Origin of the sequence: Pontiella agarivorans (assembly GCF_034531395.1) — a bacterium.
In the GTDB taxonomy this organism is placed as follows: Bacteria; Verrucomicrobiota; Kiritimatiellia; order Kiritimatiellales; family Pontiellaceae; genus Pontiella; species Pontiella agarivorans.
Genome location: NZ_JARVCO010000012.1, coordinates 577404 through 595253 on the forward strand (window position 1 = coordinate 577404; position 17850 = coordinate 595253).

Genomic DNA, 17850 nt, shown 5'->3' on the forward strand with positions numbered 1-17850 from the left:
CTCATCTTTTGTGTGTTCGATGTCGGGGACCTTTGATTCCCATGTGGAATGCGGATGAGATGATTGATTTAATCTATAGAGCTAAATATCGCAATTTGCTGGCGGTTGGCATTTTGTTTGTCGGTGTGAAGGCTTATCTCCGCAGAATGACGTGTTTGAAGTTGTGGAGCGGGTCAATGATTACTGGATGGAAGAGCACCCGGCTATGGGGATAACCGCTGGGTGAACGCGGTTTATTATGCCGCCGCTATTTGCATGCGGCTGTCGGCGGGGATCGTCAGCTGATCGATCAGGATCAAAACGGGTTTGAATCGGTAGGGTTGGATGCGTCGGGCAGTGCGCGCTTCCACTCCATTGAACAGGCCGGAAGTGTGACGGGAAAATGGGACGTGGTGCCGGGGCATCAGCAAATTTTGGCAATGGGGATACGAATCGGATTGAGGATGTTACATCGGGCGTTTCAACGGCCGGTTTTTACCGGGTCAAGGCATGGCTTGAACCCTGATTGCTGCTGGATTAAATGTAGAAGGAAGCTTTGATGAAAAATATGATCTTTAGTGCACTGTTTTTTCTGGTACAGCACTCATTAGGAATCTCGATGGAAATGAATTCGGAGGGGCCGTCTACCATGGTGTTGGCGGCGAGCGGCCTTGCTCCCGAAATAGACTATCAGCTTCAGGGGAGCGATAGCCTGACCGCTTCCAACTGGATGAGTCAGGGGGCGGTCGTTTCCAATGCGGCGATGCATGACTGGCTTGTTTCCTCAGAAGCGCCAACAGCTTTTTTCCGTCTTAGCGAAAGTACGATGCCGCCCCTGAAAAATCCGTGGGCGAATGTGCAGGTCATGAATGATGACTGGCTTTATCTGGAGCGCGATACCGAAACACTTCCGGCGGATGATGACAGCGCTTATGAACAGATTACCCTGCCTCATTCGTGGAATGCTTTTGATTCGGTGCATAGCAATGATTACCGGCGGGCATCGTCCTGGTACCGGAAGAATCTGGTGGTTACGCCGGATCAACTTTCCGAACGTTTGTATCTTCGTTTTAAAGGAGCCGCGCAACGAGCACGGGTCTATCTGAACGGATCGGAACTATCGTTTCATAACGGAGGGTACAGCGCTTTTGTCTGCGAGTTGACAGGACAGGTTTCGGCGGGTACCAACCGGGTTGATGTCTGGGTGAATAATGAAACGGTGAGCGATGTTGCCCCGCAGGCCAAACCCGCCAATAAAACCCCGGACTTTAATTCGTATGGAGGGCTGTACCGCTCGGTTCAGCTGATTTCTGCCCCGGAGATTTCGATTGCCCGCAACTATTATGGCGGCCCCGGATTCAGGCTGTGGAGTGAGTCTGTCAGTGAGGCGGAAGCGGATCTGAAGGTGAAGGTCTGTGTGGATAACGGATCGGCATCGGCACAATCCGTGGATGTCGGGGTTAAGGTACTGGATCTGGATGGTTCGGTGGTTTCTTTCGGGAGCCACACGGTAGAAGTCAGCGCCGGGTCTTTTACGAATGTCCTGGTTGCCATGCCGAGTCTGGTGACGCCGCGGTTGTGGAGTCCTGAACGGCCGGAGCGCTATCAAGTGGCTATTGAGCTGAAACAATCGGGCGCGTTAATTGATTCCGCTACGACCCGCTATGGTTTCCGTTCGTTCGCGATAACGGCGAATAATGGATTTTTCCTGAACGGGGAGCCGTACAAACTGCGCGGGGTCAACCGTCATCAGGACTATTTTGAGAAAGCCAATGCGCTTTCGTTGGAGCAGCATTGGCGCGATTTGCTGTTGATTAAGGAAGCGGGGTGCAACTGGCTGCGCCTGGCCCACTATCAGCAGGATGAATATGTCGTGCAGCTTTGTGACGAAATGGGGCTGCTGGTCTGGGAGGAAGTTCCATACCTTGGAGGAAATATTTCGGCGATGGAACCCACGTTGCGCTCCATGATGAAAGAGATGATTGAGCAGCACTTCAACCATGCTGCCATTGTGATTTGGGGCATGGGCAACGAAGTGTGGGCGAACGAGAATTTAAGGCAGTATCTGCTTCGAATGAAAGAGCTGGTTCATCAGGAGGATCCGTTGCGCAAAGCGGGTTATGTGACTGGGGATACTGACAATACATCCGATGCAGGCATTGGCGGTGCCGTCGATGTGCTGGGGTATAACCTCTATCGCGGTTGGTATGGTAATTCGTACACAGACCTGACGGATCGACTGAATGAACTGCACGCGAAGGATCCGGATACACCGTTAATTCTGACCGAGTTCGGGGCGGGTTCCGATTTGACGATTCGAAAGGAGAACCCGCGCTCAAAGGATTTCAGTATTGAATATCAGAATGATTTTCTGGAGTCGCATCTGCAACAGATTCAGCAGATTGATTGGCTTTGCGGAGCCAATTGGTGGGCGTTCTGCGATTTCGGTTCCGTGTGGCGCGGCGATTCTATGCCGCATATCAACCAGAAGGGAATGGTTACCTTTAAACGCGATAAAAAGCCGGGCTTTTATCTGATGAAATCCTACTGGAACGATGAGCCGGTGGTGTACATAGAAGCGGCTGAATGGACCCCGCGGGATGGCGATTCCAATAAGGTCTATCGCGTTTTCTCCAACATGAATGAAGTGGAGTTTTTCCAGAACGGCGTTTCACTCGGTACGCAATCCAATCTGTTTTCATGGTCGGTGGCTTTGGCAAATGGAACAAATACCCTGTCAGCCGTCGGGCGTTCCGGCTCTGTGATGCGCACGCATACCTGTGACATTCTGTTTGGAGAAGTCATCCCTGTTTCCGGGATCACCGTAACCGATTATGAAGCAGGTAACCCCGGTCCGCATTTGGTGGATGGTGATTTGTCCACTCGTTGGGCTGCTGAGGGAACACCTACCATTACCTATGACATGGGCGAAATGAAGCAGGTTTCGGGGCTTGATATCAAATTTTATAAAGGTGATGAACGAACATACGGTCTGGATATCAGCGGATCGGTGGATGGGCAGAACTGGAGTGAATATTTTTCCGGCAGCAGTTCGTTAAATTCCGGTTTGGTACGTTTTGACTTTTCCGGGACGCAGTCCATTCGGTTTATTCGCATTCAGTCGCACGGAAACAGTGCAAATAATTGGAACAGTTATTATGAGCTTATCCCCGTCGAGGTTCCTTAGTGAAAAACATTTGAAGCCGCATTTTAACATCGCACAAAATGAATAATGAAAACTGGGATCAAAAACAGATGAATAACAGATTTAGTAATCGAATCTGGTTAGTCGCAGTATTCGCTTTGGTCGCGAGCGGTTGTCAGGCAAAACGGCCGCCTTCAGTCTATGTCCCTCCTGAGGGAGGGTTCGGCTTCCCGGACGGTCGTTCGGCCCTGATGCGGGTCGCGGCCCGGCTCCGTCACATCGCCGAAACCCAGTGGGGTTCCAAAAGCTACCTCTGTATGGAACGGCTCTACGAACTTGAACGTATGAAGGAGGCCATATGAGAAGCCACGCTCATCCCACCTCGGTAAAGCCGAGGTGGAATAACCGGACCGGAACGTACCGTTCCATTTTTAACTAACCGAGAACCTCATAACAAAAGCACGAGAGATTCTGTATACAACCTGCGGAGACGCTATTACGGGCGGGGAGAATCACGTAAAGAGAAAGGTTTTTATAATGAATAGAATAATCATAAGTTGGATACTGTCATTCTGGGTAGTATGGACCACTCAAGCTAAAACGAATGTGATCTATGTTGATTTCGGCCCTGCTGGCGACGCCTATTCCGACGTAACCGATCAATATAACAATATCAGCTCTCCGAGTTCGATCAGCCTGAAAGACCGGTTAGGAAAAACAAGCGGCATCACTCTTCAATATGCACACTATGCCGGCACGTATAATTATGCCTCTGGAACTCCGCGTGATGCCGTATCCGGGATCAGCACCAACCTGACAAATGATCGCCTCTATGCCGGAACGGGAGGCTCAGCTAACCTGGGCGAATTCGGGCTCACCTTAACCCTTTCTGGCTTGGATTTGGAGGGGCACTGTACTATTGACGTCATTCCCAGCCCAACCGGTATTTCGAGCACCTGGAAAATCGTAACCGGAACAGGCGACACGACAGAATATATTCAAGACGGTACCACGAAGAGCACTTATTTTTCATGGAAAAACATTTACCCCGACACCAATGGCACCGTTGTCATTACCGGCAGGGCCATCACCAACTCAAAATGGAAGAATGTAGGCATTTCCGGTCTAAAGGTTTCGGTGCATGCTGCGCCCACTCGTTTCCATGTAGCCTCGCTGAATGATCAGCAGGTAGAGATCGAGGCCACCGGAATGGATCTGGATTACCAATATAATCTGGAATATTGCACCAACCTATTTTCGAATGAGTGGCAATCAATTGATGGCACCGTTTTTGCCGTTAAAGAGCATCGCTGGAACCAAACCAACGACGCCCCTGTCGCCTTTTTTCGCCTCAACGGCCAGGACAAGATGATTGATATTCAAAAAGTGCACTCTCAGTTTATTGATTATTTCGCAGAGAACGCCCCCAACGACGCCACTACGCAAGCCAATCTGGACAGCATGCAGGCTGACGGCACCTGGCCAGATGTCGATTATGAGAGTCAGCAGCGCTCCGGCTGGCCCACCACGATTCATTTGACCCGACTGACCTCGATGGCTCAATCCTATGTCGATAGCCGCTCCAGTTTTTATAAAGATCCCGTCCTGCTCGATGCCATCCTGCTAGGGCTCCAGCATTGGTTGGATGAAGACTATAAAAATCCAAACTGGTTTACCTGGAAAATCAGTGTACCCCTTTACTTTTTACGCACATTCACCCTGCTTGGGGATGACCTTCCTGTATCCATGTATACCGAAGGGCGTTCGAAAATCTTTAAGAACACCGCGATGGATATGACCGGTGCCAATCAGGTTAGTTTGGCCACAAAAGTGTTCATGCGCGGTTTATTAGACAAAGATATTTCGCTTATGCATCAGGCCAGCACCGTACTATGGAACGAACTATACATCACCACCGAAGAAGGCATTCAGCCGGACTGGAGTTACCACCAGCATGGACCGCAACAGCAGTTTGGTAATTATGGTTTAGGCATGACCGCCTTGATGATTGAACAAGGCCTATACATGCGCGATACCCTTTATGCCCCCGTAGCCTCGCGTCTTGAAATTTTGCGCAACTTTATGCTCGAAGGGGAAGCCTGGGTGATCTGGAAGGGACGGATGGATCTCAGCGGAGTCGGGCGCAACTTTTATCCGAACACGCAGACCTTGCGAGGCACCAAAGTGGCCAATCAACTTCGGGATATGATCAAGATCGATCCCGCCGCAAGGGTTGCCTATGAACAGGTGATTGATTCAACAAACCCTCGTCCCGGTCATCGTTCCTTCTGGCGCTCCGAGCTGGCTGTTCACCGTCGCCCGGAATGGTATAGTTCCGTAAAAATGACCTCCACGCGAGTCGTCGGCACCGAAACGGCGAATGAACAAAATCTATTGGGCGCTCATCTTGCCGACGGTGTGCTTTATCTCTACCAAACCGGCGCAGAATATGAGGATGTAACCGGCCTATGGGACTGGCACCGACTCCCCGGAACGACGTGCGATCAGGGGAACGACAACCTGCTCCCCAATGGCTGGAATAATGAGTATGGAAAATCGCCCTATGCCGGTGTCTTAAACGACGGCGAAAATGGTATGGCCGCGATGATTTATAAGCGTAAGAATCTGTCCGCCCGCAAAGCCTGGTTCTTCGGTGCCGACACAGTTACGTGCCTGGGCGCAGGCATCGGCGGAAGCACCTCCGGCTCCGTTTATACCTCCGTAGAGCAATCTTGGCTCAATGGTCCTGTAACTACCGCTTCAGGCCCTTTAACAACCGGTACCAATACACTGGCAGCTGGCACCTGGGTTCAACACAACAATATCGGCTACCATCTTCTCCAACCCGCCACCGTTAATTTCGGAGAAGTAACCGGAGACTGGCAGGATATCAATGGGTTCTATGAAAATGGTGCCATCACCGGTGATGTATTCAGCATTTGGATTGACCATGGGGCCTCACCCGTCAACGCCAGCTATGCATATACGCTCTACCCACAAACCGATGGAACCCAAATGGCTGATGCCATTCTGAATAATGAAACCAAGATTCTCAGCCAAACTGAAGACCTGTTAGCCATTGAAAACTCCGTTGGTGTTCAGGCCGTATTTTATAGCGCCGGAAGCCTCGCCAGCCAAAGCGGCATCCTTGTTGAAGTCAATCAACCCTGCCTGCTCATGTTGAAAAACGACCGCGTCATCGTCAGTGATCCGCTTCATTCCGCGGAAACCATCACTGTCACCATCGGTGGTGTTGCCCGGCAGATTGTGCTCCCCACTGACGGGAATGCAGGGCAACAGGTTTCCTTAGACCGAAGCCTCTTCGCCGAGTAATTTTAGGTTTCAGAAGATCAGAAATATAATTTGGTGGAGCAACAGGTAAGAAGTGCAGATAAAATGTTTTTCCGCATTAGGCTGTCACAACCGGCTGGCGGTAATTAAATCAATCTGAGGTACAGTTCAGATGCTGTATTTTAAGACAAAACATATGAGGTATGAAGAGAATATGATCCATAAAGTAATTAAAAAAAGATGTGAACGAAGTGCGTGTGTTCTCGCGGTTTTGGTTCTTACAATGGGGGTGTGCCGGGCAAAGCGGCCGCCGTCTGCTTATGTCCCGCCGGAAGGGTTGGTTTATGGAGCGGCATTTATTGATCGGTTTCTACCTGTTCCGGTTCACGGTGAATTGCGCTCTGATGTTTGGGGCGCGACCAATGTGATTCCGCGCGCGGTTGAAAACGGAATCGAGGATGCCGAATATTCCTATTGGGGCGGAAATATTATTGTGGGGGATGACGGCAAAAACCATCTGTTCGTATGCCGCTGGCCGGAAGATAATGTAAAGGGCGGGGGCAAAGCCTCCGGGCATCATACGTGGTGGTCTTCAGTTGTCGTGCATGCCGTCAGCGATAACCCGCTGGGTCCGTATAAGGTGATCGATGAAGTCGGTCCGGGGCACAATCCGGAGATCTATCGCCTGGCGGACGGAAGCTATAAAATCGGAGTGATGCGTAAATCCTATCATGGCCCGACGCTGAATGGTCCCTGGACGCTTCTGGACACGACTCTGCACATCAAAAAGCCGGGAAGTTACATCAATGAATCCAATAAAACATTTGTGCCCCGTGAAGATGGGAGTGTGCTGATGATGAACAAGAACGGCGTTGTTTTTATCAGTGAAAAAGGGGATGAAAATTTTGTTCAGGTCACCGGCGGTGTATATCCCAAACTGCCCGGCGAATATCTTCTGGAAGATCCCGTCATCTGGAAAGACGAGGTGCAATATAATCTGATTGTGAACGACTGCTGGGGACGCGCGGCTTTTTATATGCGTTCGAAAGATGGACTTAAATGGAAATGGGCACCGGGACTGGCCTATACCCCGGATATTATGAAACATGAGGGCGGAACGTCGGAGAAATGGTGGAAGTTTGAGCGGCCGAAAGTCCGGCAGGATCAATACGGACGGGCAACGCATATGAATTTTGCTGTGATCGATGTTTATAAAGATGATGATCTGGCCAACGACAACCACAGCTCAAAAAATATAGTTATTCCGTTGGAGGTCCCGCGTCGTCTTCAGATTTTGAATACGGCGCCCATCACGGCGGCTACTGCGGAAATTAAAGTTAAAATTTTGGCAGAAGAAGGTTTTGATCCCCGTCGGGATGTGGACCGGACATCGTTGTCTTTCGGCGCGCCGGAAGCGGTTAATTTCGGAAAAGGCTGTGCGCCCATTTCAACAGAGGTTTCGGGAGCGGATTTGCTGGTTACCTTTGCTGGCCGGGGAAATGGAATCTCTCCGGATCATTATGCCGCAAAGTTAATCGGCCGTAAAACGGATGGCAGTCTGCTGTTTGGATTTGCAACGTTGCCGACGGCTGTTGTTGCGGACGAGTAGGGGATTCGGATGTGCGGGCCGCATGCATGAATAGAACATTCGGATGCATAGGAGCATTATAATATGGCAGGACGATGCGCAGTATGGGGATGGATGATTTGTGTGTGCGGAGCAGTGTTCGGAAGCGAATACTGGACCGACCGGTATGATGTTGAATGGAAAACACCAAGCCGGGATGTGCAGGGAAATATGCCGGTTGGTGCCGGGGATATGGCCTGCAATGTCTGGGTGGAGGAGAAGACCGGCGATCTCATGTTCTATATGCAGCGAAGCGGTTCGTTTTCTGAAATCGGAGAGCATATTAAATTGGGACGTATCCGCATTGCTCTTGATCCAAATCCGCTGAAGGGTTGTGCGGACTTCTCCCAGCGTTTGGTTCTGAAGGACGGTTATATTTCGATTAAGGCCACGGGCAAAGGCAGGGGCGATTTTGAAACGCGCATTAAACTCTGGGTTGATCAGTTTACGCATTCAGTGAATGTGACCATCGATGCGGACCAACCGGTCCGCTGGTCGGCGGCTTATGAAAGCTGGCGTACCGAGGATAAAAGTTTAACGGAGCCGGAGGATAAGATTGAAAAAGGACATATTGGAACGTCTCGTTTCGGTTCGTTTGCTTATGTGCTGGCTCCTTTTGAAGTGATTAAACGGAAGGATGAAGGTTTTTCGTTCGATCAAAACTCGGTCCTGTTTTATCACCGGAATCCCGAAGAGACCCTGTCGCCGAATTTCGGGATTCAACAGCAGGGGCTGGAGTCATACAAAGATCAGCTCACCAATGTGATTGCCAATCGGACGATGGGCGGCCGGCTGTTCGCGGAGAATGCGATTCCGGCGGGCGAGGGCGAAGGTAAATATTATAAGACCGATTTTAAATCCCTGATCCTTGAAAGTAAGACGGCGGCAAAAAAACATCATCTTTTTGTGGCAACGCATATTGCGCAACGGGAGGATGTAAAAGAATGGGTTGCTGAGCTGAATGCTTCCTGTAAGGACGTTCTTAAAACGCAGGGTAATTTTGCAAGGAATCAAGCGTGGTGGAATCAGTTCTGGGAGCGCAGTTATATTGTGGTGAACCCGGATCATAAGGATGAAACGTCGCCGGTTTGGCAGATAGGCCGAAACTATAATTTGATGCGATACGTGCTTGGAGGAAATGCATATGGCGAATTTCCGTCCAAGTTTAACGGTGGAAATCTGACGTTTGATGACAGACCGGGCTATGATCCGGATTGGCGCAGATGGGGCGGCGATTTTTTTACGGCTCAAAATCAGCGATTGCTTTACTGGCCAATGTTGAAATCGGGTGATTTTGACATGATGATACCGCAGTTTGATCTCTATATGATGGCATTGCCCGGCGCAATGATTCGGGTGCGTGATGCATTCGGGCATGGCGGCGCAGCGTTCTGTGAGAATACAGATCCCTCGGGAATCAATATCCCATTTTGTTATGGCTGGACCAATGCGCCGGGGCACTGGGCGGAACGTGGCGAGGAAATTCCGTTCTGCGATCCCCGGGTGCGCGGCCGTATCGGCGCAGCGGCGCCGGTTGAGAAAGGGGTGATGATTAATCCGTCGCTTTCCTATTATCATGCCTTGCAGCTTGAATTTTCGTATATGCTGTTGGAGCGTTATCTCTACACGGGCGAGAGTTTCGAACGGTACATGCCGTTTATTCGCGAGTCGCTGAAGTTTTATGATGAGCATTACCAGATTCGTGAAAAAGCCCGGAGCGGCCGGACGCTGGATGAAAACGGGAAACTGGTGATCTATCCGTCGCAGGCATGCGAGGCTTACAAAGGAGTGAAAAATCCGGTTGATGCTGTTTCGGGGTTACGCGCCTGTTTGGAGACCTTGCTCTCCATCGACGTTCCGTATATTTCGCAGGGAGATAAGGAGTACTATCAGGACTTTCTTAAGCGCGTTCCGGATTTTCCGTTCGGGGAGTTGGAAGGACACCGGGTGATGAGTGCAGCAGAGGGGGCCCCGCCGGCTGAAAGCAGCGAGTCGCCCCAATGGTATCCGCTCTTTCCGTATAACCGGTTTACGCTGCTGGATGATGAAATGGAAACGTTTCACAATACCTGGAAATATGACAACAGTATGCGTCGCACACATATCGGCTGGAATCAGAGCGGTATTTTTCTGGCACGGATGGGCCTGACAGATGAAGCACTGGAATATCATAAACTCAAACTGGGCGATGATACCAAGCGGCGATTCCCCATCTATTGGGGACCGAACTATGATGGTATTCCCGATTTGAATCAGGGCGGCGCCGGCATGATCGGTTTGCAGGAAATGCTGATGCAAACGTTCGGAGATAAGATCCTGATTCTGCCCGCCTGGCCGAAGGATGTGGATGTCGATTTTAAGCTGCATGCACCGAAGAATACGACGGTTGAGGTTTGTTTCCGCAACGGGCGAGTAGAAAAACTGATTGTAACCCCTGCGCGTCGGCAGTCCGATGTGGTGAACTGCTGGGAAAAATAAGTGATGGCGGGTCATGCGGATGGTTTAAAGTTTGATGCTGCGTTTTATGGCGGATCTCATCTTTTCTTAGATTCTGAGTGAATGTACCGAAGGCGTTGGGGGTCTTCGGTCGGGCATTCGTTTCTGGTTCGTGCTCTGATATTGCCATTCCTGCAGCGCGCATATGTTCAATAATTCGCTGGTGAGCTTGAGCGAATTCATATGGTCTAAAAGTCGGGAAGCCTCTCTCGGGAAGAAGATTGGGAATTCATCCTAAAGAAGTGCTTCAAAGAGAAAATGAAGCGTATGATGAACAGGTTTTTCCGGCATTTGACCCGTGATGCTCTCATTTATAAGCAGGTCTGACCGATTCGCTCAGCGGCGAATATTCAGGTCGCCATACCAATGAGAACGGCTGCGGTGCGGTCATAAAACATTACGATTTTTACATCCGGTTTTCTGTGCATCTTCTGTCGCGGTTTATCGGTTATTTGGTCGCTGTATAGATCGTCAGATTGATGCTTTCTACTGGAATGAGCGGCTGTGCCGAGGAGGGTGCACAGGAAAAATAATAACGGGTGTCCCAATAAACAAGTCGGGTGGGAATAGGTAAATAAGCAGTAAGTGGGGATTTGTGGCGTTTTCCAGTGAACTTGTCTGAATGTGATTCATATTTTCGGTGTAAAATTAAAAGGGAAAATGATGAAAATAATACATAGTGTGTTGGCTTCTATGCTGACGACAGCAGTAGGGGTACACGCTGCTCTGATTATCCCTACGGGATCAACGGCCAGTTCGGAATCAGGCGGCCGGGGAGTTGGCAATCTGTACAACGGTGTTGAACTGGTTAATACCGGGGATGTGAATGACTGGACGCAGTACAGCATGAATCCGGCCGATGATAATCTTTCGAAGGGCGAGGGCTGGATGGCTAACAATAATTCCGGGGCCTGGATCATTCTGGACCTGGGGGCAGTCTATGCGCTCGATACCATCAGCATCTGGAACTTTAATTCCAGCACTAATCAATATATCGGCCGTTCTGTATCGAGCATGAATGTTTATGTGCGATCTACTGCGGATACGTTGAATGTCGCCGGAAGCAAGGCTGCATTTGATTCAACAGGCTGGGCCTCTTTGCAGGCGGCTGCCGCTGTTTCCGTGAATCCGCAGGATACAACAATTACGGCTCCCAACGCGGTTTTTGACAGTTTGACCCAAACCGGTCGCTATCTGGCTTTTGAGGTGGATTCAACCTCAGGTAGCGATGGCGGTTCAACAAAGTACGCGGGGATGGGTGAAGTGCAGGTTTTCGGAGCCGTCGTCCCGGAACCGGCAGCATTAGGATTGATTATGGTTGCAGGAGGGAGTTTTCTTTTTATCCGCCGTCGATTCATGATGTAAGCATGGACGGTAATTTGAATACCCCGCTGGATTCTGCGGGGTATGTTCAACTTTTTCCCGTGTAGATTCCGGCCGGGGGGTTCCCTTTTTTTTTCCTCCTGTTCGGTTTCTTCGCGGTTTTTTAGAAACATAGGGATCAAATGGATGAAGCGTAAGGGAGTCGGTTTTTCGGGGTTTCATTATTTCGTATTTGTTGTTCCGGTTGCCTTCGAAAGAAAATCCGGGTTCTGTTGAATATGGAAAAATCGTGTGAGGTTTCGAATGGGCACTGTTCGGGTTGCACTTTAAACGCGGAAGTCGAGCTCTCGCCTTGAGCGTTTTAATAAAATACAGGATGAAAAATAAATGAGTACCGGATTTTTTAGATACTGTTTAATCGCCCCGCTGTTGTTGGGCGCGGTCATGGCATTTGCTGTGGGACAGCCGAATGTGATTCTTATTTTTGCCGACGATCTCGGGCCGGGTATGCTGGGTTGCTATGGTCAGTCGATCGTGAAGACGCCGCACATCGACCGGCTGGCTGAAGAGGGGATGAAATTTAATAATTATTATGGCGGCGTCTATTGCGCACCGTCTCGTTGGACCCTGCTTACGGGGATGCACGATGGTCGGATTGGGGGTTGGGCGAATAACCGTGGCGGTTTGCCGATTCTTCGCGATTCAGGAGAAATTTCCGAGGAGGAATTCCAAAAACGATTTACTGAACATAAGGCCAAAAGCCATCCGATTGCTCCAGACGAGGTTTTCCTCGCTCAAGTTGCTCAGCGCGCCGGATATAAAACAGCACAGTTCGGCAAGCTTGATCGAGGTTTCCTGACCTGGCACGAGCGGGTCAAGCGATTCGGGTGGGACTTTTATGAGGGCTATTATGACCATACCCGTTGTCACGGTTTCTACCCCCCTTACATCTGGCGGAATGGCCATAAAATCGAGTTGGAAGGGAATTTTCTTCCTGATTGCGGAAAAACCAGTGAAGCAGGGAATGAGCCCGTCGGATATGGCGGCAAAACCTATTCGCAGAATGTGTTTATTGAAGACATCCTGAAATATATTCGCAAGCATAAGGATGAACCCTTTTTCCTCTATCACCCAACACAGCTTCCGCATGGACCTGTAGCTATTCCGGAACTGCATCCCGACTTTGCAGACGATCCGCACTTATCGCTGGCGGAGAAGAAGTATGCATCAATGGTCAAAATGCTGGATGATCATGTGGGCTTGATTATGGAGGAACTGAAGAATCAGGGATTGGACCGGAATACCATCGTCTTTTTTGCTTCGGACAATGGGCATGAGCTTTATTACGGACCGAAAAGTGAATATGCCAAACAGATCCTGCCCAGCGGGGAGAAAGCAAATCTTACGGATAAAAAATGGCGGACATCGGAATGCGGCGACGTCTTTAACGGGGCGGGGGGACGCGCGGGGTTGAAACGAAGCGGTTATCAAGGCGGGATGCAGTGTCCGCTGATTGTTCGTTGGCCGGGGCAGATTAAGCCGGGGACTGAAACGGACCTGTTATCTGCGCATTACGATTTTATGGCTACTTTGGCCGAACTGGTGGGCGGTGAGATTCCACAGGGTAAGGATAGCATTTCCTATCTCCCGACGTTGCTGGGTGAGCCGCAGGAAAAAACACATGACTACGTCATTGTTAACAACAGAAAAACCACTATGGGAAGCAGTGCGCTGATTTCACGTGAGGGGTTTAAACTGGTGGAAGCGGATAAAAAACGTGGTCTCTTCCAGCTCTATAATATTCTGACCGATAACGAAGAGCGCCACGACCTTGCGGATCAATATCCGGAAAAGGTATCGCAACTTAAAACGATTCTGGAACGTGAACTGGATTCCGGGCGACCAGATCTGGCCGGAGGTGAACAATGATTCTGGTGCGATCGATTGGTGGGCCGTGAAGCCGTTTGCAGAGGGGTGTTGAATTGAAAGACAGGGATAAAATGAAGAAAACTGAAACGCAAAAACAGAGACGACGTGCTGTGCATGCTTATGCTTTATTGTTTTTCGTGCTTGCGCTGGGAAGCGCATCTGCAGAGAAAAAAATGAATATCCTGTTCCTGCTTACGGATGATCAAGCCTATCGCACGTTAGGCATCACCGGGAATGACCAGGTTAAGACGCCCAACATCGACCGGCTTGGTCAGCATGGTTTGGTGTTCGACCGTCATTACGATACAACGGCCATCTGTATGGGAAGTCGGGCGAACCTGATGAGCGGGATGTATGAATACAAAAACGGGTGCAATTTTGATCATGGGGCTATGGGCACAAAGCAATGGTCCACCTCGTATCCCGCATTGCTGAAAGAAGCCGGCTATCGGGTTGGTAACGCAGGAAAATTCGGATTTGCTGTAAAAGATAACAGAAATGTGGATCAACGCGGAATCGAAGGAACCGGCGTGAAAGAAACCTTCGATGTATATCTGACGAAAGGTGGTCAGTGCAATTATACGACGGCTAAAAACAAAGATTTAGGGACGTATGAAAAAGAAAATCCGCATCTGACTCAGGCATTGGCCGCTGCTTCAATTGACTTTATGCGTGATGCTGTTGAAGAGGGCAGACCTTTCTGTTTAACGGTTGGTTTCAAAGCTCCGCATAAACCTCTCGAGCCGGACCCTCAATTTGATCATATTTATAAAAACACGATATGGAAAAAGCCGGGAAACTACGGTCGTGAAGCCGGTTTGCATTTAGCGGAACAATCGCGTCAGGACCGTCAGTACAAACGATATTGGGACGAGGCGTACAGCACGGATGAAAAATATCAGTCAACATTGCGGAAGTATCATCAGCTGATCTACGGGGTGGATGTCGCGGTCGGAAAAATTATGCGGGGAGTCGAGGAGCTGGGGATTGCGGAAAACACCGTTGTTATTTATTCCTCAGACAATGGATATTTGCTGGGATCGCACGGTTTGGGAGGAAAGGCGCTGCCTTACGAAGAAGGTGCCCGAGCGCCACTGATTATTTACGATCCGCGCAGCCCGAAACGCGGGACCATGCGGCGTACAACTTCGTTGACCGGGAATGTGGATATTGCCGCCACCATTCTGGATGTTGCGGGGGTTGGCATTCCGGACGTTTATGACGGGAAAAGTCTCTTGCCCATCGTGGCTGACGAACATAGTAAAGTGCGTGAAACTTTGCCGATTATTCAGGTCTTCGGACAGGAGGGCACTCGCTGCCTTTCTGTGATCAACGGTGAATACAAATATATCTATTGGTTTTATGAAGGTGAGGGAATGAAAGCGACTGAAGAGTTGTTTCATTTAACCAAAGATCCGCTCGAAATGACGAATCTCGCCAGCAATCCGGAAGCACAGCCGGTGCTGAATAAAATGCGTAAAGAATATGATGATCAAGTCAGGCGTTGGGCGGAGCAGACCATTGATTACAACGGTTATCAGGAATACGGCGTTCTGCTGGATCGTCAGGTGGACTGGGAAATAAAAGCGCGTCTGATTCCAGAAAAGGATGCCAAATATATTCCCGGAACAAAAACGTTTTGAACCGATGCTGTTTTCTGCGCCGTTGTCAGTCGGGAAAATCTAACGTTCTGGTCAATCCCCAATCGCGCGCATTTTTGAAATCAGAAACACAGTGTTGCAATGTGAAACCTAGGAAAATGAAATGAATAAAAATGTTGTACTGAAGTCCCTGCCGATGGTCGGGGTGATTCCCTTGCTTATGACCGGGTGTGCCACGTCTGAGACCTGGACCATCAGCTCCCGGAATGAATGGCTGGATGCCGCCTCATCCACTTCCCGGCTTGAAATTGTGGATGCCCAGGCAAAATCGATTGCGACGGAGAGTCAATTCACCAGTGCCATGAAGCGTTTCGATAAAAAACGCGCGCTCGAATCGATCACCTTCAAACAAACCACGGCATGGGATAACTGGAAAGAAGTGCCCAATGTCGGTCCGGAAGGGACGCTCGATGCTGTTGTTCTGATTCCGGTCAAGGACGGGGACTATTGGTTGCTGGCCCGCAAATACGATACGCATCCCAAGCGTGTTCAGGAAACGCTGAAGCATCATACCTATGACGAAATGGGATATCATGCCTGGCACAGTACTGATATGGAAACATGGACACATTACGGCCCGGTTAGCGGATATCGAGAGCGGTGGGTGACCACGGCGGAATATGCCGATGGGAAATTCTATATTTATTACGATAATCCCAATGATCAGGACCCTCATCTCATCATCGATTCCGATCTGCGTGATGGAAAAATGGGCGAAGATAAGGGCATGGTTTTTGCCGATCCTTCACATGGTTCGGATTGTGCGATTTTCCGGGATGAAGACGAGCGTTTTCACCTGATTTATGAGAATTGGGATCCTATTAATGCGAAGGAACATTCTTGGGATTCGCCGCTCGCCGGCCATGCGGTGAGTCCCGATGGTATTAACGATTTTAAGATTCTGCCTCCGGCAGTAGACCACCGCACGAACCCGACCGGTAAATGGGGTGAATATGTGCATTCATCCAGTGAGACTCCGCTTCAATATGAAATTCATGAGCCGGAGCAAAATGCGTATGGCGATTGGACGGCCATTAAGGTCGGTGGCCAGTATTATCTATTCTGTGACTATGATCCCGTCGGGGAAAAAATTCGAATCGGGCGTTTTACAAGCGACAGTCTGGATAAAGAATTCAGTTTTTGCGGTGAGCTTGGCGGAGGGCATCCGGACCCGTCCATAGGGTTTGCAGAAGGTCGGTTTTATCTGCTTCAGCAACAGGGCAAAGTGGACTTTATCAGTCCCGGCCCCTGGGTGCCGGGCGTTGAGGCCCGTGCCGGAGTGGATACGACCGGTGACGGAAAAGTTGATCAATGGTCGGATTGGCAGGAGGTCAAAGAAACTTATTCCCAGAAACCCGGTTTTGCACGAATTGTCGAGACGACGCCGGCCAGATTGGATCTGAGCTCGCTGCCGGAAGGATACGGCTTTTGTTTTGAATACCGTACCGTTTCGGCACCGGATCAGAATGTGAATGTGGTTATGGATCAAATTTCGGTCACTTTTAAATGATCGCTTACGCTGCCGGATGGCTGTGGCATGATGATTTAAAAAGTAAATTTTATTCATAGGCCTGCTTCTGGCTGGTTTTCTGATGGGCTGGTGGCGGATTATGGCGCTAGCGGCTCTGACACCAGAGATTCTTTATTTGTTCGACTCAGGATTTATCGGCTCTGATTGATGATAGGCTGTATCTGAAGCGGTCTGAGAAAAAATGAGCTGGAGTGTTTTGGGGACTGATCGTCGGTGTGGTATATTCTGAAAAGTAATTTCAGCGTTGTTGCCGGAGAAGTCCACTAATCCTATGGAAGAACAATATAAAACCAGCTATACGCTTTTGCAACGGGCGGTCGATCTGAACGATGACGAGGCTTGGAAACAGCTGGTGGCTCATTACAGACGGTTTATACATTATGTGCTTCATGGATTGAATGTGCCGCCTTCCGATTTGGATGATCTCGCTCAAGAGGTACTCGTGGTGCTGTTGGATAATTTATCACGATATGATCGTTCGGTGGGACGTTTCCGTACGTGGTTCAGCACCATTATCCGCAATACAGCGGTTAAAGATTACCGCCGAAGGGTGAATGAAAAACGACGGATTGAAAAGTGGAGAACGCTGGAGGATATTGCATTGCTCGGTCGTGCAAATGAAGTCGACACCTATATCGAAGAGGAGTGGGCAACGTATATTGCGAGTCAAGCGATGGAGCGGGTGAAAAAGCTGTTTCAAGGACAGGCTATAGAGGTTTTTGAACTGGCACTTGACGGTCTGTCGGCTCCGGAAATTGCTGATCGGACCGGGTTGACCGTTTCATCGGTCTATACCTTGAAAAAACGGGTGAAAAAAAGACTCTATCTGGAAGTGCTTGATCTTACCCAGGATTTGGAAACCTGTTAA

Annotated in this window: 9 protein-coding genes and 1 pseudogene; all 10 read left to right on the forward strand. The window is 49.7% G+C overall.

What is annotated here, in order from left to right; all coding sequences use genetic code 11:
• Positions 1 to 538 precede the first annotated feature (538 nt).
• The 10 genes and pseudogenes from P9H32_RS15340 (at position 539) to P9H32_RS15385 (ending at position 17850) form a co-directional block, all read left to right on the forward strand.
• Complete coding sequence (locus P9H32_RS15340) at positions 539 to 3166, forward strand: glycoside hydrolase family 2 protein (protein WP_322609795.1); 2628 nt, start codon at positions 539 to 541, stop codon at positions 3164 to 3166.
• A 185-nt stretch (positions 3167 to 3351) separates the two neighbouring features.
• Positions 3352 to 3486 (forward strand): annotated as a pseudogene (locus P9H32_RS18130) (IS256 family transposase); the annotation flags it as partial.
• A gap of 175 nt (positions 3487 to 3661) precedes the next feature.
• Positions 3662 to 6457, forward strand: coding sequence for a polysaccharide lyase family 8 super-sandwich domain-containing protein (locus P9H32_RS15350; RefSeq protein WP_322609796.1), 2796 nt, complete (start codon positions 3662 to 3664; stop codon positions 6455 to 6457).
• Positions 6458 to 6629: 172 nt separating this feature from the next.
• Positions 6630 to 8024 (forward strand): glycoside hydrolase family protein, encoded by a 1395-nt coding sequence (locus tag P9H32_RS15355; RefSeq protein WP_322609797.1) that lies wholly within the window; start codon positions 6630 to 6632, stop codon positions 8022 to 8024.
• Positions 8025 to 8087: 63 nt separating this feature from the next.
• Entirely contained in the window at positions 8088 to 10520 is a 2433-nt protein-coding gene (locus P9H32_RS15360; protein WP_322609798.1) for a DUF5703 domain-containing protein, read from the forward strand.
• Between the two features lie 678 nt (positions 10521 to 11198).
• Positions 11199 to 11903 (forward strand): PEP-CTERM sorting domain-containing protein, encoded by a 705-nt coding sequence (locus P9H32_RS15365; RefSeq protein ID WP_322609799.1) that lies wholly within the window; start codon positions 11199 to 11201, stop codon positions 11901 to 11903.
• A 402-nt stretch (positions 11904 to 12305) separates the two neighbouring features.
• Positions 12306 to 13790 carry an arylsulfatase gene (locus P9H32_RS15370; RefSeq protein WP_348534506.1) on the forward strand — a complete coding sequence of 495 codons (1485 nt, stop codon included), beginning with the start codon at positions 12306 to 12308 and terminating at the stop codon, positions 13788 to 13790.
• A gap of 173 nt (positions 13791 to 13963) precedes the next feature.
• On the forward strand, positions 13964 to 15433 hold the full coding sequence (locus tag P9H32_RS15375; protein ID WP_322609801.1) for a sulfatase-like hydrolase/transferase: 1470 nt from the start codon (positions 13964 to 13966) through the stop codon (positions 15431 to 15433).
• A gap of 121 nt (positions 15434 to 15554) precedes the next feature.
• On the forward strand, positions 15555 to 16961 hold the full coding sequence (locus P9H32_RS15380; RefSeq protein WP_322609802.1) for a hypothetical protein: 1407 nt from the start codon (positions 15555 to 15557) through the stop codon (positions 16959 to 16961).
• A 292-nt stretch (positions 16962 to 17253) separates the two neighbouring features.
• Positions 17254 to 17850, forward strand: coding sequence for an RNA polymerase sigma factor (locus P9H32_RS15385; protein WP_322609803.1), 597 nt, complete (start codon positions 17254 to 17256; stop codon positions 17848 to 17850).